Origin of the sequence: Beijerinckia sp. 28-YEA-48, from assembly GCF_900104955.1 — a bacterium.
GTDB lineage: Bacteria > Pseudomonadota > Alphaproteobacteria > Rhizobiales > Beijerinckiaceae > Terripilifer.
This window is the reverse complement of the sequence record NZ_FNSI01000001.1, coordinates 3843529-3867654: the sequence shown is the minus strand read 5'-3', so window position 1 is coordinate 3867654 and position 24126 is coordinate 3843529. Positions and strand designations below refer to the sequence as shown.

At 63.9% G+C, this 24126-nt stretch carries 16 protein-coding genes; 8 read left to right on the top strand and 8 right to left on the bottom strand.

Features of this window, described 5'->3' with window-relative positions:
- The first annotated feature begins 48 nt into the window (after positions 1 to 48).
- Positions 49 to 678 carry a LysE family translocator gene (locus tag BLW50_RS18130; RefSeq protein ID WP_090705050.1) on the top strand — a complete coding sequence of 210 codons (630 nt, stop codon included), beginning with the start codon at positions 49 to 51 and terminating at the stop codon, positions 676 to 678.
- 199 nt (positions 679 to 877) lie between these two features.
- Here BLW50_RS18130 and trpB read toward each other — a convergent pair whose 3' ends face one another.
- The 5 genes from trpB to BLW50_RS18105 all read right to left on the bottom strand — a co-directional run bounded on the left by trpB (position 878) and on the right by BLW50_RS18105 (position 8305).
- The gene (gene trpB, locus BLW50_RS18125) at positions 878 to 2095 is read right to left on the bottom strand and encodes a tryptophan synthase subunit beta (protein ID WP_090705048.1); all 1218 of its coding nucleotides are present in this window, start codon (positions 2093 to 2095) and stop codon (positions 878 to 880) included.
- A gap of 76 nt (positions 2096 to 2171) precedes the next feature.
- Positions 2172 to 2882: a phosphoribosylanthranilate isomerase gene (locus BLW50_RS18120; RefSeq protein ID WP_090705045.1), complete on the bottom strand. Its 711-nt coding sequence runs from the start codon at positions 2880 to 2882 to the stop codon at positions 2172 to 2174.
- Positions 2883 to 2974: 92 nt separating this feature from the next.
- The gene (locus BLW50_RS18115; protein WP_090705043.1) at positions 2975 to 5188 is read right to left on the bottom strand and encodes an FAD-dependent oxidoreductase; all 2214 of its coding nucleotides are present in this window, start codon (positions 5186 to 5188) and stop codon (positions 2975 to 2977) included.
- A 20-nt stretch (positions 5189 to 5208) separates the two neighbouring features.
- A complete protein-coding gene (locus BLW50_RS18110) occupies positions 5209 to 6417 on the bottom strand; it encodes an acetyl-CoA C-acetyltransferase (RefSeq protein WP_090709317.1) in 1209 nt (402 codons plus the stop codon).
- Between the two features lie 94 nt (positions 6418 to 6511).
- On the bottom strand, positions 6512 to 8305 hold the full coding sequence (locus tag BLW50_RS18105; RefSeq protein WP_090705040.1) for an acyl-CoA dehydrogenase C-terminal domain-containing protein: 1794 nt from the start codon (positions 8303 to 8305) through the stop codon (positions 6512 to 6514).
- A 250-nt stretch (positions 8306 to 8555) separates the two neighbouring features.
- Here BLW50_RS18105 and BLW50_RS18100 point away from each other — a divergent pair, with 250 nt between their 5' ends.
- The 4 genes from BLW50_RS18100 (at position 8556) to BLW50_RS18085 (ending at position 16336) form a co-directional block, all read left to right on the top strand.
- A complete protein-coding gene (locus BLW50_RS18100; RefSeq protein WP_139267664.1) occupies positions 8556 to 9602 on the top strand; it encodes a Bug family tripartite tricarboxylate transporter substrate binding protein in 1047 nt (348 codons plus the stop codon).
- Between the two features lie 225 nt (positions 9603 to 9827).
- Positions 9828 to 14411 carry an SEL1-like repeat protein gene (locus tag BLW50_RS18095; RefSeq protein ID WP_090705036.1) on the top strand — a complete coding sequence of 1528 codons (4584 nt, stop codon included), beginning with the start codon at positions 9828 to 9830 and terminating at the stop codon, positions 14409 to 14411.
- A 213-nt stretch (positions 14412 to 14624) separates the two neighbouring features.
- Positions 14625 to 15548: a sulfite exporter TauE/SafE family protein gene (locus BLW50_RS18090; protein WP_090709314.1), complete on the top strand. Its 924-nt coding sequence runs from the start codon at positions 14625 to 14627 to the stop codon at positions 15546 to 15548.
- Positions 15545 to 16336: a TIGR02186 family protein gene (locus BLW50_RS18085; RefSeq protein WP_090705034.1), complete on the top strand. Its 792-nt coding sequence runs from the start codon at positions 15545 to 15547 to the stop codon at positions 16334 to 16336. Before BLW50_RS18090 ends, BLW50_RS18085 begins: the two co-directional genes overlap by 4 nt.
- A 154-nt stretch (positions 16337 to 16490) precedes the next feature.
- Here the strand turns inward: BLW50_RS18085 and pdeM are convergent, their stop codons facing one another.
- The 3 genes from pdeM to BLW50_RS18070 all read right to left on the bottom strand — a co-directional run bounded on the left by pdeM (position 16491) and on the right by BLW50_RS18070 (position 20763).
- Positions 16491 to 17201, bottom strand: coding sequence for a ligase-associated DNA damage response endonuclease PdeM (gene pdeM, locus BLW50_RS18080; protein WP_090705032.1), 711 nt, complete (start codon positions 17199 to 17201; stop codon positions 16491 to 16493).
- Between the two features lie 25 nt (positions 17202 to 17226).
- Positions 17227 to 19728, bottom strand: coding sequence for a ligase-associated DNA damage response DEXH box helicase (locus tag BLW50_RS18075; protein WP_244544304.1), 2502 nt, complete (start codon positions 19726 to 19728; stop codon positions 17227 to 17229).
- Between the two features lie 105 nt (positions 19729 to 19833).
- A complete protein-coding gene (locus tag BLW50_RS18070) occupies positions 19834 to 20763 on the bottom strand; it encodes a class I SAM-dependent DNA methyltransferase (RefSeq protein ID WP_090705026.1) in 930 nt (309 codons plus the stop codon).
- Positions 20764 to 20918: 155 nt separating this feature from the next.
- Here BLW50_RS18070 and BLW50_RS18065 point away from each other — a divergent pair, with 155 nt between their 5' ends.
- The 3 genes from BLW50_RS18065 (at position 20919) to BLW50_RS18055 (ending at position 24028) form a co-directional block, all read left to right on the top strand.
- On the top strand, positions 20919 to 21197 hold the full coding sequence (locus BLW50_RS18065) for a hypothetical protein (protein WP_139267663.1): 279 nt from the start codon (positions 20919 to 20921) through the stop codon (positions 21195 to 21197).
- Between the two features lie 114 nt (positions 21198 to 21311).
- Positions 21312 to 22373, top strand: a complete 1062-nt coding sequence (locus tag BLW50_RS18060) for a ligase-associated DNA damage response exonuclease (protein WP_090705023.1) — start codon at positions 21312 to 21314, stop codon at positions 22371 to 22373.
- On the top strand, positions 22370 to 24028 hold the full coding sequence (locus BLW50_RS18055) for a cisplatin damage response ATP-dependent DNA ligase (RefSeq protein WP_090705020.1): 1659 nt from the start codon (positions 22370 to 22372) through the stop codon (positions 24026 to 24028). Before BLW50_RS18060 ends, BLW50_RS18055 begins: the two co-directional genes overlap by 4 nt.
- Positions 24029 to 24126: the final 98 nt, after the last annotated feature.

Sequence of the window (24126 nt, the reverse complement as noted above, 5' to 3'; positions counted from 1 at the left end):
GTTTTTCGTATAGGGGAGCACCTGAACTGACGCAAGGGCTGCTGCCCCATGATCGATGCTGGTCCTCTTTTCGCCTTCGCCGCTGTTGCTTTGGGCATGGTGCTGACGCCGGGCCCCAACATGATCTATGTCGTTTCGCGCTCGGTTTCGCAGGGGCCGGCCGCCGGTCTGATCTCAGTTGGCGGTGTGGCGCTGGGCTTTGTCGTCTATATGCTCTGCGCCGCCTTCGGCATAACCGCTTTGATTTTCGCCATTCCGTTTGCTTATGACGTGTTGCGCGGCGCTGGCGCGCTCTACCTGCTGTATCTGGCCTGGAAGGCGGTGCGGCCCGGTGGCGGCTCGTCGTTCAATGTCGAAGCCCTGCGGCCCGACAGTCCCCGGCGCCTGTTCGCCATGGGCTTTCTTACCAATCTCCTCAATCCCAAGATCGCTATGCTCTATCTGGCGCTGCTGCCGCAGTTCGTCGACCCCGCAGGGAATGTGCTGCTGCAATCGCTGTTGCTGGGTTCGGTGCAGATCGTCATCAGCGTCGCTGTGAACGCGTTGATCGCGCTGTCGGCTGGATCGATCGCCCTCCTGCTGACGCGCCATCCGCGCGTCGCTTTGCTTCAGCGCTGGGTGATGGGCACGATGCTGGCCGCGCTCGCAGTGCGCATGGCAACCGAAGCGCGGCGTTGAAGGATATGCCGAAGCCTCTGTGTCACCCCGGACGCGCCAGCGATCCGGGGTCCAGGGGCGTGTGGTAGAATGATTGCTTTGCGCGACGACGCGCATAATCCGTCAGTCTAAAGCTGTTGCCCCTGGTTCCCGGATCACGCTTCGCGTGTTCGGGATGACACCCAGGCGCCGGCTAAGCCGAACTGTCAAACGTTATCGCTCACATACCGCCGAGATATTCGGCGACGGAGAAGATGTCCTTGTCGCCTCGGCCTGACAGGTTGACCACCATCAGGTGATCGCGCGATTTCTTCGGCGCGAGATCGGCGAGCTTGGCCAGCGCGTGCGAGGATTCGAGCGCGGGAATGATGCCTTCCTGCTGGCTCAGCAGTTGGAAGGCGGCGAGCGCTTCCTTGTCGGTGGCCGACAGATAGGTGACGCGGCCCGATTCCTTCAGCCACGCATGTTCCGGGCCGATGCCTGGATAATCGAGGCCGGCCGAGATCGAATGACCTTCGAGGATCTGACCGTCGTCATCCATGAGGAGATAGGTGCGGTTGCCATGCAGCACGCCAGCGCGCCCACCGGCGAGCGAGGCGCAATGGCCGTCCTTCACATCGAGACCATAACCGGCCGCTTCGACGCCGTAAATTTCGACAGACGGATCGTCGAGGAAGGGATGAAACAGGCCGATGGCGTTGGAGCCGCCGCCGACACAGGCGAGGAGCGAATCCGGCAGGCGTCCTTCGACCTCCTGCATCTGCGCCCGCACCTCATTGCCGATGACGCTTTGGAAATCGCGCACCATGGCGGGATAGGGATGCGGGCCGGCGGCGGTGCCGATGCAATAGAACGTGTCGTGCACGTTGGTGACCCAATCGCGCAGCGCGTCGTTCATCGCGTCCTTTAGCGTGCGCGCGCCCGATTGCACGGCGACGACCTTGGCGCCGAGCATCTGCATGCGAAACACGTTCGGCTTCTGCCGCTCGACGTCGACCGCGCCCATATAGACGACGCATTCCAGGCCATATTTGGCGCAGGCGGTGGCGGTGGCGACGCCGTGCTGGCCGGCTCCCGTCTCGGCGATGATGCGCGACTTGCCCATGCGGCGGGCGAGCAGGATCTGGCCCAGCACATTGTTGATTTTGTGCGAGCCGGTGTGGTTCAGCTCTTCGCGCTTCAGATAGATTTTGGCGCCGCCGAAATGGTCGGTCAGGCGCTCGGCGAAATAAAGCGGGCTTGGCCGGCCGACATAATGGGTGGCGAGATGGTCGAGCTCGGCTTGATAGGTCGGGTCGGCACGGGCGTCCTTATAGGCCTTCTCCAGATCGAGAATGAGCGGCATGAGTGTTTCGGCTACGAAACGACCGCCGAAAATGCCGAAGTGGCCGGTCTCATCCGGGCCGGTTCTGAAGGAGTTGGGATTCGTGTGCTGCAAGACCAGTGCCTCGTGAATTTGGGGCTGTCATAAAGCAAATCGCGTTTCGAACGAAATGCGATTTTGCTCCGGGCCATTATTCCGGCGAAACGCTCCGGGCGCTTTTGGCGGCGGAACCCAGCGAAACCGGATTCGCCTGCCGTTCCTGCGCCGCCTGCCGCGCCTTGGCGATGAAATCGTGGATCAGGTCGATATCCTTGATCCCAGGCGCGCTTTCGACGCCGGAGGAGACATCGAGGCCGGGCGCCCCGGCCTGCACCGCCGCCACGACATTCTCGCCGTTGAGCCCGCCCGACAGCATCCAGGGCAGGCGCGTTTGCACGTCTTTCAGGATCGTCCAGTCGAAAGCCATGCCGTTGCCGCCGGGCAAAACCGCATCCTTGGGCGGTTTGGCGTCAAACAGCAGGCGGTCGGCTGCGTTCTCGTAGGCGGCGATCGCGGCCAGATCTTCGCGGATGGAAATCGGGATCGCCTTCATCACCGGTAGGCCGGTTCGCACCTTGAGGGCGTGCACCCGCTCCGGCGTCTCGTGGCCGTGCAGTTGCAGCATGTCGGGGCGTAGCGCCGCGATGATCCCGTCCATCAGCGCATCGTCGGCATCGACCGACAGGGCCACCTTGGCCGCCCGGCCCGCCACCAGCGGCGCCAGGGCTGCAGTCTGGTCGAACGACAGGTTGCGCGGGCTCTTGGGAAAAAACACAAAACCAACCATGTCGGCGCCCCCATCCAGGGCCGCCTCCAGGGTCGGTGCGGTCGAAAGCCCGCAGATTTTGATCAGTAACGACATGGCCGGCTCTATCGCACAGCCCCCGTGCCCCGCCAATGATATTCCGGGGCTGAAGTTCCGGCTAGCGTTACGCCAGCCGGATTAGCAGCTCGTCAGGCCGCCGCTTTCTTCTGCGCGCCGAAGCGGCCGTAGAAAGTGTCGCCCTTGGCGGCCATGTCGAGGAGCAGCGGGTTCGGCTTGAAGCGCGGCCCGTATTTGCTCTCGAGCTTCTGGCACAGCGCCACGAAGGCGCGGGCGCCCATGCCGTCGATCAGGCTCAGCACGCCGCCGGTGAAGGGGGCGAAGCCGAAACCGAGGATCGAGCCGACATCGGCCTCGCGGGGGTCGACGATCACGTGATCCTCGACAGTGCGCGCCGCCTCCAACGCCTGGGTGACGAGCAGGCGCTGTTTCAGCTCCTCCTTGTCCAAGCTGTCGGGATCGAGATGTTTCGGCTGCAGGGCGGCGAGGCCCGGCCACAGCTTCTTCGGTCCCCGGTCGGCGGGATAGTCGTAGAAACCTTTGCCGTTCTTGCGGCCGAGGCGGTTCTGCTTGACCACCATTTCCTCGAGCAGCTTTTCCTGGTTCGGATCGACCGCTTGCGGACCGAGGTCTTTCTTGGCCGCCTGCAGGATCTTCCAGCCGAGGTCGAGCGCCACTTCGTCGTTGAGTGACAGCGGCCCCACCGGCATGCCCGCCTTGCGACCAAGATTTTCGATCATCGCCGCCGGCACGCCTTCCATCAGCATCAGGTGGCCTTCGAGAATGTAGTTGAGCACGCAGCGGTTGGCGAAGAAGCCGCGTGAATCATTGACCACGATCGGCGTCTTGTTGATGGCGCGCACAAAATCGAGCGCCATGGCGAGCGCCCGGTCGCCGGTCTTCTTGCCGAGGATGACTTCGACCAGCATCATCTTCTCGACCGGCGAGAAGAAGTGAATGCCGATGAATTCATCGGGACGGGCGAAGTTCTCGGCCAGCGAGGTGATCGGCAGGGTCGAGGTGTTGGAGGCGAAGATGGCGTCGGGCTTGAGATATTGCTCGATCTTCTTGGTCACCTCCGCCTTGACGGCGCGATCCTCGAACACCGCTTCGATCACCATCTGGCAGTCGGCGACCTTGGCGTAATCCGGCGTCGCCTCGATATGCGCCAGTAGCGCGTCGCGCTCGGCAGTCTTGGCGCGGCCCTTGGTGATCAGGTCCGTCATCAGCTTGTGCGACAGCTGCTTGCCCTTGTCGGCTGCCTCCTGATCCTTGTCGATCAACACCACGTCGATGCCGGCCCGCGCGCTGACATAAGCGATGGACGCGCCCATGAAGCCGGCGCCGACAACGGCGATCTTCTTGGGCGCCAGCGGCGGCTGGTTGGCCGGGCGCCGCGCGCCCTTGTTCAGTTCGCCCATGGAGACGAACAGGGTGCGGATCATGGCGCGCGCTTCCGGCGAGCGCAGGATTTTAGCAAACCAGCGGCTTTCGACCTTGAGCGCCAGGTCCATCGGCAATTGCAGGCCTTCATAGACCGTGTGCAGGATCGCTTTGATCGCCGGATAATTGTCCTGGGTCTCGCGCCGATAGATCGCGTTAGCCGCGGCCCACACCATCATGCCCTGCGCCGAAAACACCCGGCCCGACGGCGGCTTGAACTTCGGATCGTCCCAGGCAGCGACGCCCTTGCCGCCACCGGCGATCCAGGCTTTCGCCTTGGCGACGATCTCGGCAGCGGGGGCCACTTCATGCACCAGGCCCATGCTCTTGGCCGCCGGCGCGCGCAATTGATCGCCCTTGAACAGCATCTGCAAGGCATCGCCGGTCTGCATCAGCCGCGCGATGCGTTGCGTGCCGCCAGCGCCGGGGAACAGGCCGACCTTCACTTCCGGCAGGCCGACGCGGGTTTTCGGATTGTCGGAGAGCACGCGATAGTGACAGGCGAGCGCCAGTTCAAAGGCGCCGCCGAGCGCCACGCCGTCGATGGCGGCGACGAATGGCTTGCCGCAGGTCTCAAGCCGGCGATAGAGCAGGGATAGCGAGCGTGTGGCGTCGAAGAAGAACTGCATCGCCTTCTCGTAGCCGTCGCTGTTGATCTTCGCCGCCAGCTGGCTGCCGAAGCCTTCCAGCATGGTCAGATCGGCGCCGCCGGAGAAATTGCTCTTGCCCGAGGTGATGACGCAGCCTTTGATCGCGGCATCGCTGGCGACTTTCTCGACCACCTCGCTGAGTTCGGTGATCACGTCCTGGGTGATCACGTTCATCGAGCGATCGGGCATGTCCCAGGTCAGAACGGCGATCCCGTCAGCATCGACATCGAAACGGAAATTCTTGAGGTTCATGGCTTGGCTCCCCGTTTCGCTTAAACGCGTTCGATGATCGTGGCGGTGCCCATGCCGGCGCCGATGCACAAAGTGATCAGGGCCGTCGATTTGCCCGAGCGTTCGAGTTCGTCGATCGCCGTGCCGAGGATCATCGCGCCGGTCGCGCCCAGCGGATGGCCCAGCGCGATGGCGCCGCCGTTAACGTTGACCTTGGCGTGATCGACTTCGAACGCCTGCATGAAGCGCAGCACCACCGAGGAGAACGCCTCGTTGATTTCGATGAGGTCGATGTCCGACAGTTTCATGCCGGCGCGCTTCAGCACTTTCTTGGTGACGTCGACCGGGCCGGTCAGCATCAGCGCCGGGTCCGAGCCGATATTGGCGAAAGCGCGGATGCGCACGCGCGGCTTCAGGCCGGCGGCTTTGCCCGCTTCCGCATTGCCGATCAGAACCGCGGCGGCGCCGTCAACGATGCCCGACGAATTGCCGGCATGATGCACATGGTTGATCGCCTCGACTTCCGGATGGGCCTGGAGGGCCACCGCGTCGAAACCGCCCTGTTGCGCCATCATGGCGAAGGAGGGTTTCAGCGCCGCCAGCGACTGCATGTCGGTGGAGGGCCGCATATGCTCGTCCTTGGCCAGAATGGTTAGGCCGTTGACGTCCCTGACCGGCACGATCGATTTGGCGAAGCGGCCTTCGCTCCAGGCGATGGCGGCGCGCTTCTGGCTTTCCACCGCATAGGCGTCGCAATCGTCGCGGGTGAAGCCGTATTTGGTGGCGATCAGATCAGCGGAAATGCCTTGCGGCATGTAATAGGCTTGGATCGCGATGGTCGGATCGACCGGCCAGGCGCCGCCCGAGGCGCCGATGCCGACGCGGCTCATCGCTTCGACGCCGCCACCGACGGTCAGGTCATGCTGGCCCGACATGATCTGCGCCGCGGCGAAGTTCACCGCGTCGAGGCCCGAGGCGCAGAAGCGATTGATCTGCACGCCCGGCACATGTTCGCCATAGCCGGCCGTCAGCGCCGCCATGCGAGGAATGTCGCCGCCGGCTTCGCCGACCGGATCGACGCAGCCCATCACCACGTCGTCGACCAGTTTGGTGTCGAGCTTGTTGCGTTCGCGTAGGTTCTGCAAAGCGGTCGTCGCCAGGCCCAGCGTCGAGACCTCGTGCAGCGCACCGTCAGCCTTGCCGCGTCCGCGCGGCGTCCGCACGGCATCATAAATATAAGCTTCAGGCATCGCATCCTCCATTCGTCGTTACGGCACGCCTGCCGCCCGTGGCGGAAGGCCGAATTCTGTGTGAACGCCAATTCCTTATGACGGAAAAGGCGTTCTAAAACGCCTCCGCCGGCAGCGCCATCATCGTGTCGGCGCCGGTCGAGATCCGCGCCAGATGCGCTGCGGTTTCAGGCATCAAGCGTTCCATGTAGAACTTGCCGGCGATCAGCTTGGCGTCCATCGTCGTCGCCTGCGAGCTATCGGCTGCCTTCTTCTCCTGCGCCGCCTTGGCGATCCGGCACCACATATAGCCCATGGCGACCAGGCCGAAGAGATGCATATAGTCGTAGGAGCCAGCGCCCGCATTGTCGGGCTTGGCCATGGCGTTCTGCATCAGCCACATGGTCGCCTGTTGCAGATGGCCGACGCCTGATTTCAGCCCGGCGAGATAGGGCTGCATGGCCGCATCGGATTCTTCCTGCTTCAGATAGGCGCCGACTTCGTTGAGGAAGGCGGTGAGCGCGCGGCCACCATCCTTCGGCAATTTACGGCCGACGAGATCGAGCGCCTGAATGCCGTTGGCGCCTTCGTAGATCATGGCGATACGGGCATCGCGCACGAACTGCTCCATGCCCCATTCGCCGATATAGCCGTGGCCGCCGAACACCTGCTGCGCCTTGACTGCGTTATCGAAGCCGCGATCGGTGAACACGCCCTTCAGCACCGGCGTCAGCAGGCTGAGGATGTCCTCGGAGGCCTGGCGCTGCTTTTCGTCCGGGCTCTTCGAGGAGACGTCGGCGTGCAGCGAAGCCCATAGGATCAAGGCGCGGGCCGCTTCGTTGAAGGCGCGGATTTCGAGCAGCATGCGGCGCACGTCGGGATGCACCATGATGGAATCGGCCGGTTTATCAGGCGATTTCGGCCCAGTGAGCGCGCGGCCCTGTAGGCGCTCGCGCGCATAGGCCACCGCGTTCTGATAGGCCACTTCCGACTGGCTCAAGCCTTGGTTGGCGACGCCCAGGCGGGCTTCGTTCATCATCACGAACATGGCGTTGAGGCCGCGATTGGCCTCGCCGACCAGCCAGCCCTTGGCGCCGTCATGGTTCATCACGCAGGTGGAATTGGCGTGGATGCCCATCTTGTGTTCGATCGAACCGCAGGAGACGCCGTTGCGCTCGCCTGGATTGCCCGCAGCATCGGGTAGGAACTTCGGCACGATGAACAACGAAATGCCGCGTGTGCCTGCCGGTGCGCCTTCGATACGCGCCAGCACCAGATGGATGATGTTCTCGGTCATGTCCTGTTCGCCGGCCGAGATGAAAATCTTCTGGCCGGTGATGGCATAGGTGCCGTCGGCATTGGGGACAGCCTTGGTCTTCAACAGGCCGAGATCCGTGCCGCAATGGGGCTCGGTCAGGTTCATCGTGCCGGTCCAGGTGCCGGCGATCATCTTCGGCAGATAGGTCTGTTTCAGTTCAGCCGAAGCATGTTTGTCGATCGCCGCGATCGCGCTCTGGGTCAGGCCCGGATACATGGTGAAGGCCATATTGGCGCTGGCGCTGAATTCGTTGACCAGCGTCGCTAGCGTGTAGGGCAGGCCCTGGCCGCCGAAGTCGGGATTGGTGGCAAGGCCGATCCAGCCGCCTTCGGCATAGGCTTTGAAAGCCTCCTTGAAGCCTTTCGGCGTCGTCACCGAGCCATCGGCATGGCGCACGCAGCCCTCGCGGTCGCCGGACAGATTGATCGGTTGCAGAACTTCTTCGGAAATCTTTGCCGCTTCCTGCAACACCGCCTCGACCACATCAGGCGTGGCATCGGCAAAGCCGGGCAGGTTGTTGTAGCGGTCCCAATGCAGCACGTCGTTGAGAAGGAACAGGGCGTCGGCGACGGGGGCCTGATAGCTGGGCATGGTGTTCCTCAATTTCGCGGCTCGGCCGGCCGCGTCAGTGACTTATATAAGCGGATCATTCCGCTTGTCTGCGGCGTCCATACGACGGACGATGGTTTACATATAAACTATCTCCATTTTCGTCAAGAGCAAGCCTTTGGGGCAAAGCACTGGCGCAAGACACTGGGGGCTGGACGGCCACCCAGGGGCAGGCGAGACTTCGCGGCAATGCGGGCCGAAGAGCGAGCCTGCGCCCCGGGGAGGACTTTTCATGTGGGTACGCGCGCGACGGTTGTCGATAGCGATTTTGGGCGGGCTGGCGGCCTTCGCCGCCCAAACCGCGGCAAATGCCGATCCGGTGGCGGATTTCTATAAGGGCCGCGAAATCAGGCTGATCGTCGGCCAGCCGCCGGGCGGCGGTTATGACGCCTTTGCCCGCCTGTTCGCCCGTCATCTGGGCCGCTTGATGCCCGGAAACCCCACCGTCATCCCGCAGAACATGCCCGGCGCCGCCGGCATGGCCATGACCAATTCCCTGGTCGCGGTTCAGCCGCGCGACGGCACGGTCATCGGCGCGGCCTCCGGGCAGATCGGCACCGCCGCCCTGTTTGGCGCCCCTGGCGCCCGCTACGACGCGCGCGAACTGGGCTGGATCGGCAGCCTCAACAGCGAGGTTGGCCTGGTGGTGGCGCGCAAGGACGTACCGGTGCGTCGTTTTGCCGATCTTCTGGATCATGAACTGATCGTCGGGGCGTCTTTCGCCACCGACAGCAATGTCATCTATCCGACCACGATGAACGCGGTGCTGGGCACGAAATTCAAGATCATTCCCGGCTACGGCGGCACCAGCAATGTCGCCATCGCCATCGAACGCGGCGAAGTCCAGGGCACGGCGAGCTGGCATGTCTCCTCGATCATGGCCGCCAAGCCGGACTGGATCGCCCCAAACGGTTTTCTGACCGTCCTGCTGCAGCTGGCGCTGAAACGCCACCCGACGGTTCCCGACGTCCCGACTGTGATCGAAGTGGCGAAAACCGACGAGCAGCGCGCCATTCTGGAGCTGATTTTCGCGCAGCAGGATATGGGCCGCCCGGTCTATGGCCCGCCGGGCATGCCCGCCGATCGGCTGGCCGCCCTACGCGCCGCCTTCGACGCGTTCGTCATCGATGCCGATGTTCGCGCCGAGGTGGCGAAAATGCATCTCGAAATGCATAATCCCATGCGCGGCGCCGAGATCGCGGCCATGATCGCCAGACTCTATGCGATGCCGCCTGACGTCATCCAGAAGGCCGCCGCGGTCAGCCGGCCGGCGCAATAATCTTGGCAATAATCTCGGGGAGTTGAGGGGCGGCTGCTCCGGGTCCATCGCTTTTTCAGCGATCTCTTGCCGGAGTCTTAACTCTCTGTCTCAAAATCGATCAGCATTAACGACTTCTTTACCATAAATCCGCGAAATTGAGGGTTAGATAGCGGGTGGTGATTCACGACGTTCGCTTCGCTGTCTGCGCAGATTTTTTAACGGGGCAACCCTCGGCGGGCGGTAATGAACAAAGCGGTTCCCTGGAGCATTAAAGGGGTCGATTTCAACGCGCGCGAAGCTGCCAAGGAAGCGGCGCGCCGTTCCGGGATGACCCTGGGAGAATGGCTCAACAGCGTCATCGCTGACCAAGCCGAAGAACTTGGCGTCGACCCTGATGAGGTCGACGACAACCAAAAGGTCGAGGCCGTCAGTCGCCGCCTCGCCCGGATGGCCCCCGACAGCGGCTACCGGCAAGAGCGTCTGGAGCGCCCAGAACGCCCCGTGCGTCAAGAACGCCAACAGCGGCGCTCAGATCGTCAAGAGCCGCTCCGTCAAGAGCGTCTGACCCAGCCGCGCCAGGCTCGCTTCGCCCGCGAAGACGACGAGCAGGAGGCCCGCTGGGCCGAGCGCAGCACGCCGCGCCGTCGCCGGCTTGTCGAAGACGATGACATGCAGCGCGACGAGCAGCCACAAGAGCCGCGCTACGCGCGCATGGCTTATGAGGAAGCACCTCGCTGGGAGACGCCTCGTCAAGAAGCGCCGCGTCAGGAGTCTTTGCGTCAAGAGCTTCTGCGTCAGGAAGTGCTGCGCCAAGAGGCTGCACGGCAAGAGGCAGCACGGCAAGAGGCTGCGCGCCAAGAGGCAGCGCGGCACCAGGAATCCCTCCGCCAAGAGGCATTTCGTCAAGAGGCTCTTCGGCAGGAAGAACTTCGTCAAGAGGAACTGCGCCAGGAAGAAATCCGCCAGGAGCGGATTCGCCAAGAGCAGATTCAGCAGGAACAACTGCATCAGGAGCAGCTTCGCCAAGATCAGCTCCGTCAAGAACAACTTCGCCAAGAGCAGCTTCAGCGCGAGCCGCGTTCCGATGGCTTGTATGTGGTGACGTCGCGCGATCTGGGTTCACCGCGCGAGGCGGAAGCTCTGTTGGACGATGCCATCCGGGGTTTCGAACGGGGCACACGCCGTTATCAGGCGCAGACCAACGCCACCCTCGACAAATTCTCGCGCCGGCTCGCCGAGCTCGAAGCGCATCTGAACGAACGCGCCGAGCGCGCCGCTGCGGCCCGTGACGAATTTCGCGCTGAGCGGCGGGCTGCGCCGCAAGCCTCGCCCCTTGCTGCGCGCGTCGAAGAGCGTGCTCAAGAGAATAGCGACCGCAACGGCTATTTCGCCGAGATCGACAAAAAGCTCTCGCAGCTCGTCGAGCGGATGGAGGGCGGCGCCAAGCCGGCCGCGCCCGATCCGGACATGCAGCGGATCGAAGAAAAGCTGAACGCCCTTTTGAATCGGCAGGCGATGCCGGCCGAAGCGCCGGTTGCCGCTGGCCCGCGGCATGCGCGCCCACCAGCTCGCCTGCAGCTTTCGGATGCGCTGTCCCAGATCGCCCGCCGGCAGCGCAACCTCGATCAGCAACCCGAAGCCCCCGAGCCGGCGTCTGCGTCCGCGCCGATCGCGCCGATGCGTTTCACGGAACCCCGGCTTGATGCGGCCGCGCAGGAGCGCGAAGCCTCGGCATTGCGCGGCGACATCGCTGCTTTGTCGACCAGCCTTGAAGCCCTGCGTCGCGACATGAAAGAGCGCGAGAGCGCCCAAGCCGAAGCAGCTGCCGAAGCCGCAGCCGATGCTGCTGCCGCGGCCATCACCGCAGCGGCCGCCACAGCGCCCGTTGCCGCCAGCGCCGTCGAGCAACTGCGCCAGCAGATCGCCGAGATGACCACGGTGGTCGCCACTCTGCCGCAGCGCGAATCTTTCGTCGCCCTCGAAGCGGCAACGCGCGATCTCGTCGGTCGTGTCGAGACCTCGCGCCAGGAAGGCGTGCGCGAAAACATTCTGCAGCCGATCGAGGCGCTGGTCGAGCATATCCAGCGTATCCTCACCGAATTCTCGCCGCGCGCCACCATCGACGCGATCAAGCGTGAAATCGGTATCATCGCCGAAAACGTCGGTTCGGTCGGCAACAAGGGCGTCGACACCGTTGCGCTGACGCGGCTGAACGAACAGACGCGCGAAATCCGCGAACTGCTGCAGACGGCCGCTGCGCGGCCGATGCCGATCGAGAATATCGAACGCCAGATCGCCGATCTGGCTCGGCGCGTCGATCTCATCGCCCAGCGCGGCTCGACCAAGCTCGGCAGCGATGCGGTCACCGAAAGCGTCCAGGCGATCCGCCAGACGATCGAGAATCAGCTGCCGACCTCGCTGCTGCACACGCTCGAACAGCGGATCGAAGGCCTCGGCCGCAAGATCGACGAAGCGGTGAACCAGGAACCGGCGCCGATCGAAACCCGCGCGCTTGAAGACATGATGCGCGACATCGCCGCCCGTCTTGATCGGCCTCAGGTGCCGGTCGTCGGCGATTTCTCGCAGCTTGAGGAATCGGTGCGGGAATTGGCGCAGCGCGTCGACACCGCCGGCCGCCCCGGCGCGCCCTCGGCCGCCTTCAACGCGCTTGAAGAACAGATCGCCCGTCTCGCCTCGCGTCTCGACCAATCGGATTCGAGCCTGGGCCGGTTGCCAGACCTGCAACGTTCGCTGGGCGAGATCGTCGGTCTGATCGAACAGAGCCGCTCGCAAGCCATCGAGGCGGCCGAACAAGCGGCCCGCACCGCGGCGCGTGAAGCGATGAGCCAGATCGGTGCGTTGACCAGCGCGCCGGATCCCCTGCGTGGTCAGATCGTCAATGAGATTGCGGGCCTGCGTGACGGCCAGGAGGCCATGGATCGGCGCACGCGCTCGACCTTGACCGCCGTGCATGAGACGCTCGAAAAAGTTGTCGATCGTCTTGCCATGATCGAGAGCGGCTATCCGCCCGCGCCGGCCGCACCTGCGCCAGTGCAGCCCGCCAGGACGCCGGAACGGCCTGCGCCCGAGCCGGCTCCGCGCGTGACGCCGGTTGCGCCGGACGCGGAACTTCTGGCCTCCGGGCCGGCGCCGTCCTTTGCCCGTTCTGGCGTGCCGCAATTGCAGACTGGCGAGCCGACAGCCGAAGGTCTCGGACGGCAGGTTTCTGCTGATCACATTATGCGCGCCAGCGGCGCGCGACCGGGCGCTCCGATGCGCCCCGCGCCAGAGCCGATTGTTCCCGAAGACGATATTCTGCTCGAGCCGGGCAGTGGCTCGTCGCCGCGCAAGGGTGGCTCGGCCCAGCGCCGCGCCACCGCCTCTTCCACCATGGCGGAACTCGATCCGCAGCCGGAACCGGGCTCGGCCCAGCAAAGCTTTATCGCGGCGGCCCGCCGCGCTCGCGAAACAGCCGTCGACACGCCCTCGCGCCCGCGCGGATCGGGCGATGATGCCCTGGCGGAAGCCCGGGCTCGCGCCAAGGCGGCGGCGGCCGCGCTCGCCGTCGACACGGACACAGCCGAAGACGAAGGCCTGGGTGCTTTCGGGCGTGCCCGCGCCTTCATCTCCCAGCGCAAGCGGCCGATCTTGCTCAGCCTGGCCGGCATCATCCTGGCGCTAGGTGCGCTGACGGTGGTGCGCTCGATGAACAACGAAGCGACACCGCCAAGTCGTCCGCAGGTCGGCGCTTTGCAGCCGCCACGCGAGCCGTCGAAAAGCCAGATGCAGGCGCCAGCGGTCGACAAGGCCCCGCGTCAGATCACCGGGATCAATGCCCCCATCACCGCCAATGAACTGGCGGCGCTCGGCAACAAGTTCGTTCAGGACAAACCCGCTCAAGACAAGTTGGCGCAAGGCAAATTCGTCCAAGACAGATCTGTTCAAGACAGATCTGTTCAAGACAGACCTGTTCAAGACAAGCCTGTTCAAGAACCAGCGGCGCCGGCTCTGGCGCCCGAGGCCAAGCCGCAGGTCTCGGCGTTGCAGCAGGTGCTCGGCAACACCGATGCCGCGCCCGTTGGCTCCATTTCAACGCCCGTGCCGGCCAAGGGGCAGGATCTGCGCGCGGCAGCGACCGCAGGCGATGCCGCTGCCCAATATGAACTGGCGACGCGCCTCTTCGAGGGCCGCACGATCGCGCGGGATCTTCCGCAGGCGGCGCAATGGTTCGAAAAAGCGGCGCTGCAGGATCTGGCGCCGGCGCAATATCGGCTCGGTTCGCTCTATGAGAAGGGCGTCGGGGTTGCGCGCGATACGGCGCGGGCCAAAACGCTTTATCAACGTGCCGCCGATCGCGGAAACATCCGCGCCATGCACAATCTCGCGGTGCTCTACGCCGAGGGCTCGGATGGCAAGCCGGATTATGCCGCGGCTGCCCAATGGTTCCGCAAGGCGTCCGAACACGGGGTGCGCGACAGTCAGTACAATCTGGCCATTCTCTATGCCCGCGGCCTCGGCATCGGCCAGGACATGACACAATCTTGGGTCTGGTTCTCACTGGCCGCGGCCCAGGGCGACGAGGATTCCGGCAAGAAGCGCAACGATGTCGCGGCGCGGCTCAATGCCCAGCAGCTTGCCGCCGCCAAGGCCATCGTCGAAAATTTCAAGCCGAAGGTGAACGACGCGGTGGCGAATGAAGTGACGACACCGCCGGGCGGTTGGGAATTGGCGGCGCCTGTGGTGGCTAAGCCCGAGACCAGCGCCGCGAAGCCGGAAAAGCGCCTGCCGACGGCAGCGCCAGCGCGGCCGCGCGTTAGCGCGCTCTGATCAGAAGCAGATCGCGTCCCGCTGGAAACGCGGTTCTGCCCGTCTAAGCCGATCGATCCGATCAGTTTATGCGTTTTTAAGTTGCGAAAGGCAAAGTGAACACCACTTCGCCGGCGCCGTTGCTTGCAGTGCTGTTTGCAATTGCTGGCGATGAACGATCGTGCTTTGTGGCGCCAACTCTCAGCTTCACAATCAAAGATCGCGGAACAGCGCGTGCAAATCTATCTGCCTATCGCCGAAATGCCTGTCGATGTGTTTCTCATTCTCGGAATGGGTATCGCGGTGGGGTTTATCTCGGGCATGTTTGGTGTCGGTGGTGGCTTTCTGCTCACCCCGCTGCTGATCTTTGTCGGCATTCCGCCTGCGGTCGCCGTGGCGACCCAAGGGCCGCAGATCGCCGCGTCCTCGACCACCGGCGCGCTCAGTTACTGGCGGCGCAAATCGATCGATTTCAAGCTCGGTGGCGTGCTGCTCATCGGCGGTTTCATCGGCACCATTCTCGGCGTTCTGTTCTTCAACCAGATGCGCCGCATCGGTCAGCTCGAAACGGTGATCACGCTCTCCTATGTGGTGCTGCTCGGCGGCGTCGGGTCGCTCGTCTCCTGGGAAAGCCTGCGCGCCGTCATCAAGGCGGGCAAGATACCGCCGCGTCGGCGCGCCGCCGGTCGTCACAACTGGTATGAGGGCTTGCCGTTCAAACTGCGCTTCCATCGCTCCGGCCTCTATATCAGCGTCATCCCGATCATCTTTATCGCCGTCTTGATCGGCTTTGCCGGCGCCGTGCTCGGCATTGGCGGTGGCTTCATCCTGGTGCCGGCGCTGATCTATATTTTCCGCGTGCCGGCGCAGGTCGTGGTCGGCACCAGTCTGTTCCAGATCCTGTTCACCATGCTGGGCGCGACGGTGCTGCATGCGGCGACCAACCACTCGGTCGATCTGTTCTTGGCGCTGCTGCTGATGGTCGGCGGCGTGTTCGGCGCGCAATTCGGCGCCCGTGCCGGCGCGCAGATTCGCGGCGATTATTTCCGCGTCCTGCTCGGTCTCCTCATTCTGTCGGTGGCGGTCCGCTTTGCCGGTGATGTCTTCACCCAGCCAAAGGAACCGTTCTCGGCCACATTGACGGAAACCGTTCGATGAGCCGCCGGTGGAACATCGGCGGACTGCATGTCAGCAGGCTGCTTGTCCTGACGCTGCTGGCGATCGGGACGATCGGTCCGGCGCGCGCCGAAACCCTGATCGTCTCACTGTCACGCGACACCGTCCTCATCCAGTCGAATTTCACCGGCGAGCGGCTGGCGCTGTTTGGCGTCATCCAGCGCGAGGGTGACGAGAAAGGCGCGTCGGCGGCTTATGATGCCGTCGTCACCGTGCGTGGTCCGCGTGGCACGGTCACCGTTCGCCACAAGGAGCCCTATGGGCCGATGTGGCTCAATCTCGACGAGCGCAAATATATCGCTATTCCGGCTTTCCTCGAGGTGTTGTCGAACCGGGCGCTGCCCTCCATCGCGCCCCTGTCCTTGCGCGAGGAATTGCGCATCGGCATCAATGCCCAGGTGCCGCAGCAGATCGCGGCGCGTGGCGCCAATGATCCGCGCTTCCGCGAAGCGCTGCAAAGGCTGCGCATTGCGCAAGGTCTGTTCCGCGAGAATGCTGAAGGGGTACGCTTCATCGCGCCCAATGTATTTCAGGCGAGCATGGACCTGCCGGGCACGGCGCCGCTGGGCGACTACGACGTCGATGTCACGGTCTTCGCCAATGGCGCCTTGATCGCACGCGGCAACACCAAGTTCCGCGTCGCTAAAACAGCCGCCGAACAGACGCTCGCGACCATCGCCGCCGACCACGGCATCTGGTTCGGCGTCGGCACGTCGCTCCTGGCGCTGCTTGTGGGCTGGCTCGCCAGTGTCATCTTCCGTCGCGATTAAATTTCTCCGTCATTGCGAGGAGCATGGCGACGAAGCAATCCAGGGGCGTGTGGTAAGGTGCCAAGAAATGCCTGTGGTGCAGGGCTATTTACGACTACGGCTCTACACCTCGACGCCTGGATTGCTTCGCTTCCGCTCGCAATGACGGGAAGCTTCAATCGTGACCGCAGGCGCTCATGCCCACGGCATAGACGCGTGAACGCCCGAGCACATGGGCGGTCGGTGTCTGCCGGCCGAACAGCGGCGCGAAGGCGCGGTCGCGGATGTTGAGCCCGCCGGCATAGGCGCCAAAGGCCGGCATCACGCAACGCGATCCGTCGCCGACGAAGCAACGTCGGCGCACGCTGCCTGACGGCGAGGTGACGCGTGCCGCCGGATGCAGATGGCCGGCGATTTCGCCATGCGCTTCGCCCGCCTGCGGTTCATGGCGGAAGGTGAGAGCGCCGACGCGCAAGGTTTCGAGCATCTCGCCGCCGATGTCTTGCGGCATGGCAGGATCGTGATTGCCGGCGATCCAGATCCACTGGCGCCGCTGCATCAAGGCCTTCAGCGCCGCACGATCGACCGGGCTGATGCGCTCTCCGGCGCGGATATCGTGAAAGGAATCGCCGAGCGCCACCACGGTCTTGGGATCGTGGCGCATGATCAGTCGCGTGAGGCGCGCCAGGGTCGCCGCCGTGTCATAGGGCGGCAGCAATTGCCGGCGGCTGGCGAAGGCCGAACCTTTCTCGAAATGCAGGTCGGCGACCACCAGCAGGCGCTCGGTTTCGTGGACCAGCACGCCGGCGGGATCGGCCAAAAGGCGCACATCGGCGACGGCGATATGCGCCGCAGCTTCTGTCTTGATTCGCGCCTGTATATTCATGACCCCATCACCTCAACTCTTGACCTCAGCTCATGGCCTCGCGGATCAGATCGTCCGCCGCTTCCTTCAACACCTGTTCCTGCGCTTCCCCGTAAATCGGCTCGCGGCCGATTTCCAGCATCACCGGCACGGCCAGCGGGGAGACATGCTCCAGCCTCTTATGGACGATTCGGCCCCTGACGCGCGAGAGCATTCCGGCGAGCCGGGCCAGGTCGAGGAGGCCAGTCAGGGCATCTTCGCGCGCCGCGCGCAGCAGAATGTGGTCTGGCTGGTGCCGGCGCAGCACGTCATAGACCAGATCGGTCGAAATCGTCACCTGCCGGCCGCTCTTCTCCTTGCCGGGATAGCGCCGCTCGATCAGCCCGGAAACGATGGCGCAATTGCGGAATGTGCGCTTCATCAGGGCCGATTCCTGCAACCATTCCTCGAGATCGTCGCCCAGCATGTCCTCATTGAACAAAGTGCTGAGGCTCAGTTGGCCTGAGGCCAGCTCCGCGCCGACATCGCTCAGCGACCAGATGGCGATAGCGTAGTCGTTGGCGACGAAGCCCATCGGTTTCAGCGCCAGCCGTTCCATCCGTCGGGTCAGCAACATGCCGAGCGTCTGATGCGCCAGCCGTCCCTCGAACGGATAGGCCACCATGAAATAGCGCTCGCCGCGCGGAAAGGTCTCGACCAGAAGATCGCTGGCCGGCGGCAGCATGGAGAAATGTTGTTGCAGTTTCAGCCATTCGCTGACCTGGGACGGCAGTGTTTTCCAGCTGCGCGGATTGGACAGCATCTGCCGCACGCGTTGCGCCAGCCAGGTGGACAGCGGAAACTTGCCACCGGCATAGGAGGGCACTTTCGGTGCGTCCGATCGCGCCCGCGCCACCAGGGCTTCGTTCTCGACGATGCCCTGCAGGGCGAGGATCTCGCCGCCGAAGAGGAATGTGTCGCCCGGCGCCAGGGTTTCGAGAAAATATTCCTCGATCTGGCCCAGCACCCGTCCGCCGCGGGCGAGCGGGCCGGTATAGGCGCTGCGCGTCGCGTCGCCTTGCAGTCGCGTCGGATACCACAATCCGCCAGCGCCAGACTGCGATGGTGGCGCGACGACGGCGCGTTGTTGCGCTCGCGCCCGCACCAGTCGCACTTTCAACATGTCGGACTCGACGATCGTGCCGACATTCATGCGATAAGATTGCGCCACCTTCGGATTGGCCACCCGCCACAGCCCATCCTTCATCTGCTTGATCTTGGCGAAACGGTCGTAGGTTTTCAGCGCATAGCCGCCGGTGGCGACGAAATCGAGCGCATCGTCGAAGTCTTGCCGGGCCAGATCGGAATAGGGCTCGGCGGCACGGATTTCCGTGTAGAGCGCATCGGCCTGAAACGGCCCGGAGCAGGCCATGCCAAGAATGTGCTGGCACAGCACGTCGAGACTGCCGACGCGGCGCGGCGGCGTGTCCTGTTCGCCAGCCTTGGCGGCATCGATGGCAGCCCGGCATTCCAGCACTTCGAAGCGGTTGGCTGGCACCAGCAGGGCGCGTGAGGGCTCGTCGAGCCGGTGATTGGCGCGGCCGATGCGCTGGGCGATGCGGCTCGCGCCTTTCGGCGCGCCGACATTGATGACGAGATCGACATCGCCCCAGTCGATGCCCAGATCGAGAGTCGAGGTGCAGACCACCGCTTTTAACAGACCAGCCGACATGGCGGCTTCGACCTTGCGGCGCTGGCTGGCATCAAGCGAACCATGGTGCAGGGCGATCGTCAGATTGTCGTCGTTGATCGTCCACAATTGCTGAAAGACCGCCTCGGCTTGGGCGCGCGTGTTGACGAACACCAGGGTCATCCGCGCCGCTTTGATAGCGGCATAGATTTCGCGCATCGCGTGCAGCGCGCTGTGGCCAGACCAGGGCAAGCGCTCGCGCGTGTCGAGCATTTGAATGTCGGCTTCGGCACCCTTGGGCGTCGTCACCAGGGCGGCCAATTCCGTTTCCGTGTCGCCGTTGTTTTGCGCGACCAGATAACGCCGCAGTTCATCGGGATCGCGCACGGTTGCCGACAGGCCAACCGATGTCATCGCTGGTGCTATGGTGCGCAGCCGCGCGAGGCCTAACGCCAGCAGGTCGCCGCGTTTCGATGTCACGATGGCATGGAGTTCGTCGAGCACGACGCGCCGCAAGGTTGAGAACAGCGGCTGCGCATCGGCGGTGGCCAGCAACAGCGCCAGTTGTTCCGGCGTCGTCAGCAGAATGTCCGGCGGATTGCGGCGCTGGCGCATGCGTTTGGAGGCGGACGTGTCGCCGGTGCGTGTCTCGATCCGCACCGGCAGCCTCATCTCCGCCACCGGCGTTTCGAGATTGCGCGCCACGTCCACCGCCAGCGCCTTCAGCGGCGAGATATAAAGCGTGTGCAGGCCGCTGCGGTTGCGCGGCTGTTCCAGGTCGATCAGCGACGGCAGAAATCCAGCCAGGGTCTTGCCCGCGCCCGTCGGCGCGATCAAGAGAGCGCTTTCGCCGTTCTGGGCTTTGTCCAGCAGCGCCATCTGGTGCGCGCGTGGTTCCCAGCCGCGCCCAGCAAACCAGGCGGCAAAGCGCGGCGGCAGCAGAGGGGGTGGCGGGGAGGGTTTAGGCTTTCTCACCACGCGAGGTTACGCGCGCATGAGGACTACGACCAGCCCCGGCACATCCTGCCCGGCGTCCTTGCGGTAAGAGGCCGCATCGATGGAGAGCACTTGGAAACCCGCTGCTTCGGCCAGATGGGTCAGATAGGTGCGCGAATGGAAGTAGCGCATGCCCTGTCCGAGCCGCCAGTCCTGATCTTCGTCATGTTGCACGCAGAAGGCGAAGAGGCCGCCCGATATCAGCACCCGCGCGGTTTCCACGAAGGTGGTGTCGAGGGCGCCGAGATAGATCAGCACATCGGCGGCGGTGACAAGTTCGGCCGAGACGGTCGGGCAGTCTTGCAGGAAGGTTGTAAGCTCGCCCACATGCAGGCCGGCATAGAGGCCGGTGCGGCGCGCTTCCTCGATCATCCGGGGGGAGAGGTCGACGCCCTGGGCGTCGTCGTAATGAGGAGACATTGAACGCGCCATCAACCCGGTGCCACAGCCCAGGTCGATGACGCGGGGGAAATGGAAGATCTGGCGTTTCCCGGTCGTGGCGACGCGCAAGGCGTCGGTCAGCAATTGCGGTCCGCGATAGGCGAGGTCGCCGGTCAGATGCGCCTCGAAGCGGTTTGCATAGGTGTCGAACAGGCCGCGCACATAGGCGTCGGGCGCGCGAGCGGGCGGCTGGTCGGCGCCGAGACGTGCCAGATGCAGCTGCGCTCCGTGCAACCCGCTCGGGTCGGCGTCGGCCAGATGCCGGAAGGCGGTCACCGCGCCGGGCTGGTCGCCAGCCTTTTCGCGCGCCTCGCCCAGGGCATGCCAGGCGGCGGGCCAGCGTGGCGCTTCGGCAATGATCTGTTCGAGAATGTCGGCGGCGGCCGCATGGGCGCCTTCGTGCGCCGCTGCTTGCGCCCAGGCGAAGCGTCGGTCGAGCACGATATTGCCCGAACTCTGATTGGCCGCTTCGGTCACTTACGCTCCACGTCTGGGGCGGCGGTTAAGCCATAGCCGATGGGGCGTCCGCAAGCGGAATGTCGGGAGGTGCGCCAGCGCACATCAAAAAGTGAACGGAACCGACATGGTCGTCTCGCGTTAACTTCCCATATCCGCAATGCGGAGATGAAATCATGGCTAGCACAGTCAAGAACCCCACTCTTCGGATGGTTTTGCCCGTCGCACTCGGCATGGCTTTCGGCATCGGGCTCGGCGCGGTTTCCCTCGCCAATGGGTTGTTCCCAAATGTACTTTCACCTCGGCTCGTGGCCGAGATCGCACCGCAACAAATCTCGGTTCCGACCCTCGGTGGCGGCGCGGGCATCCGGTTTGAGCGGACCATTCAAAATGACATCAGCTGTTGGAACACGGCCCGCTCGGGCGTTTCCGAAGGGCTGATCTGCCGTGAATAGTTTTTGATCCGGGTGCCCTCACGTCTATTTGACTGATCCGGATCACAATGGCCGCCGTCCGACCCCCGCGGACGGCGGCTTTTTTTGCCTCCAGCTGAGCTTATCTGAACGATAATGGCCTCATCCCTGCTCGTGTCCGCGCCCGAGGGGCTCTATTGCCCGGCGGGTGACTTCTTCGTCGATCCGGTGCGGCCTGTCCGACGGGCGCTGATCACCCATGGCCATTCCGATCATGCCCGCGCCGGCCACGGCGCCGTTCTCGCCACCGTCGAAACCTTGAGTATTATGGCTTTGCGCTATGGCGCTCAGTTCGCCGACACCCAGCAGGCGGTGCGCCTGGGCGAGGTTCTGCGCCTTGACGACGCCGAGGTGTCGTTTCACCCGGCGGGTCATGTGCTGGGCTCCGCCCAGATCGCCATTGCTAAGGGCCGCGAACGCATTGTTGTTTCGGGTGACTACAAACGCGCCGCTGATCCAACCTGCCTGCCGTTTGAAGTGGTGCCCTGCGATATTTTCATCACCGAGGCGACCTTCGGCCTACCGATCTTTCACCATCCCGAGGCGCGCGAGGAAGTGGGCAAGCTCATCGCCTCGCTGCGGCTGTTTCCCGAACGCACCCATATGATCGGCGCTTATTCGCTGGGCAAGGCGCAGCGCCTGATGGCGCTGATCCGTCAGGCCGGCTGGGAGCGGCCGATCTATATCCATGGCGCGGTCGAGAAGATCACGGATTTTTACATCAAGCACGTCATCGATCTCGGCGAGATCCGTAAAGTGGCGGATATGGGCAAAGACAAGCTGCCGGGCGAGATCGTCATCTGCCCGCCCTCATCCCTGGCCGACACCTGGTCGCGCCGCTTCGCCGATCCGGTCTCCTGCTTTGCTTCCGGCTGGATGCGCACGCGGGCGCGCGCCCGCCAGCGCGGCGTTGAACTGCCCTTGGTGATTTCCGATCATGCGGATTGGTCGGAACTGACCCGCACCATCATGGAAACCGGTTGCCGCGAAGTCTGGGTCACCCATGGCGAGGGCGATGCGCTGGTGCATTGGGCGCAGACGCAAGGGCTTTCCGCCATGCCGCTGCATATGCTGGGTTATGGCGATGAGGAGGAGGGCGTTGATCAGGCGCCGGAGCCGGCGGCGGAAAAACCAGCGCCGGCGGCGGAAAAACCATGAACCGCTTCGCCGAGCTTCTCGACCGTCTTGCCTTCGAACCCTCGCGCAATGGCAAGCTGCGCCTGCTCAGCGATTACTTCCGCCACACGGGCGATCCTGATCGCGGCTATGCGCTGGCGGCGTTGACCGGCGCGTTGAGTTTCGCCAACGCCAAGCCTGCCCTCATTCGCGGTCTCATCGCCGAGCGGGTCGATCCGGTGTTGTTCGCGCTGAGCTATGATTACGTCGGCGATCTCTCCGAGACCGTGGCCTTACTCTGGCCGGCATCGCCCCAGCCGGCGGACACGACGCGCAATTCTGACGCGGGTTCACTGGCGACGATCGTTGAAACGCTCACGAGTGCTGGCCGCTCCGAACTGCCGCGCCTGATCGTAACCTGGCTCGACCGGCTGGACGAGAAGGGCCGCTGGGCTTTGTTGAAGCTCATTACAGGTGGCCTGCGCATCGGTGTTTCGGCACGTCTGGCGAAAACCGCGCTGGCGGCGCTCAACGGCAGCGACGTCAACGAAATCGAGGATGTCTGGCCTGGCCTGTCGCCGCCCTATCTGCCGCTCTTCGCCTGGCTCGATGGCGTAGGTGACAAGCCCGCCGCCGATAATGCGGTTCAATTCCGCACGCCGATGTTGGCCCATGCTATCGAGGATAAGGATTTCGACGCACTTGATCCCGTTGATTACAACGCTGAATGGAAATGGGATGGCATCCGCGTTCAAGTCGCCTGTGGCGCTGGCAGCGACGGGCGTAATGCTGTGCGGCTTTATTCGCGCACTGGCGAGGATATCGCGGCCGCCTTTCCCGATCTCGTCGAGGCGATCCACCTGTCTCGGTTGAGCGACGTTTGCTTCGATGGCGAATTGCTGATCGTGCTCGAGGGCAAGGTGCAGCCCTTCGGCGTGTTGCAGCAGCGGCTCAATCGCAAAACCGTGTCGGCGAAACTGATGGCCGATTATCCGCCGCATGTGCGCGCTTACGATCTTCTCTACGCAGATGGCGAAGACCTGCGCCCGCTGCCCTTTACCGAGCGCCGGGCTCGTCTTGAGGCTTGCGTGAAGAATGCTTCCGCGCCGTGGCTTGATCTGTCACCGCAAATCGCCTTCGCCGATTGGCCGGCGCTGGCGACGGCGCGTGCCGATCCCGCTGCCGCCGCTGCGGGTGACGATGCCCTGGCCGTTGAAGGCGTGATGCTGAAACGGCGCGACAGCCCCTATGTCCCTGGCCGTCCGAAGGGCTTGTGGTGGAAGTGGAAGCGCGATCCTTTCGTGCTCGATGCGGTGTTGATGTATGCGCAGCGCGGCCACGGCAAGCGATCGTCCTATTATTCCGACTATACCTTCGGCCTGTGGCGGGCAGGGCAAGGTAGTGATGAACTCGTGCCCGTCGGCAAAGCCTATTTCGGCTTCACCGACGACGAGTTGAAACAGCTTGATCGCTACGTGCGCGATCACACGGTCAATCGTTTCGGCCCGGTGCGGGAAGTAACGGCGACGATGGCCGAAGGGCTGGTGCTGGAAGTCGCCTTCGAAGGCGTGCAGCGCTCAAGCCGGCACAAGTCCGGCGTGGCGATGCGTTTTCCGCGTGTCTCGCGTATTCGCTGGGACAAGCCGGCGCGCGATGCCGATCGGCTCGAGACCTTGGAAAAGCTGATTCCGGCGTAGATCTTGATTATCCATTTTAGTGGGATGCGATAGATTTTGGGATAGCGTGCGTTGAGCGAATGTGGCGAGGTATCATGAAGCTAGACTGGTCGCCTATT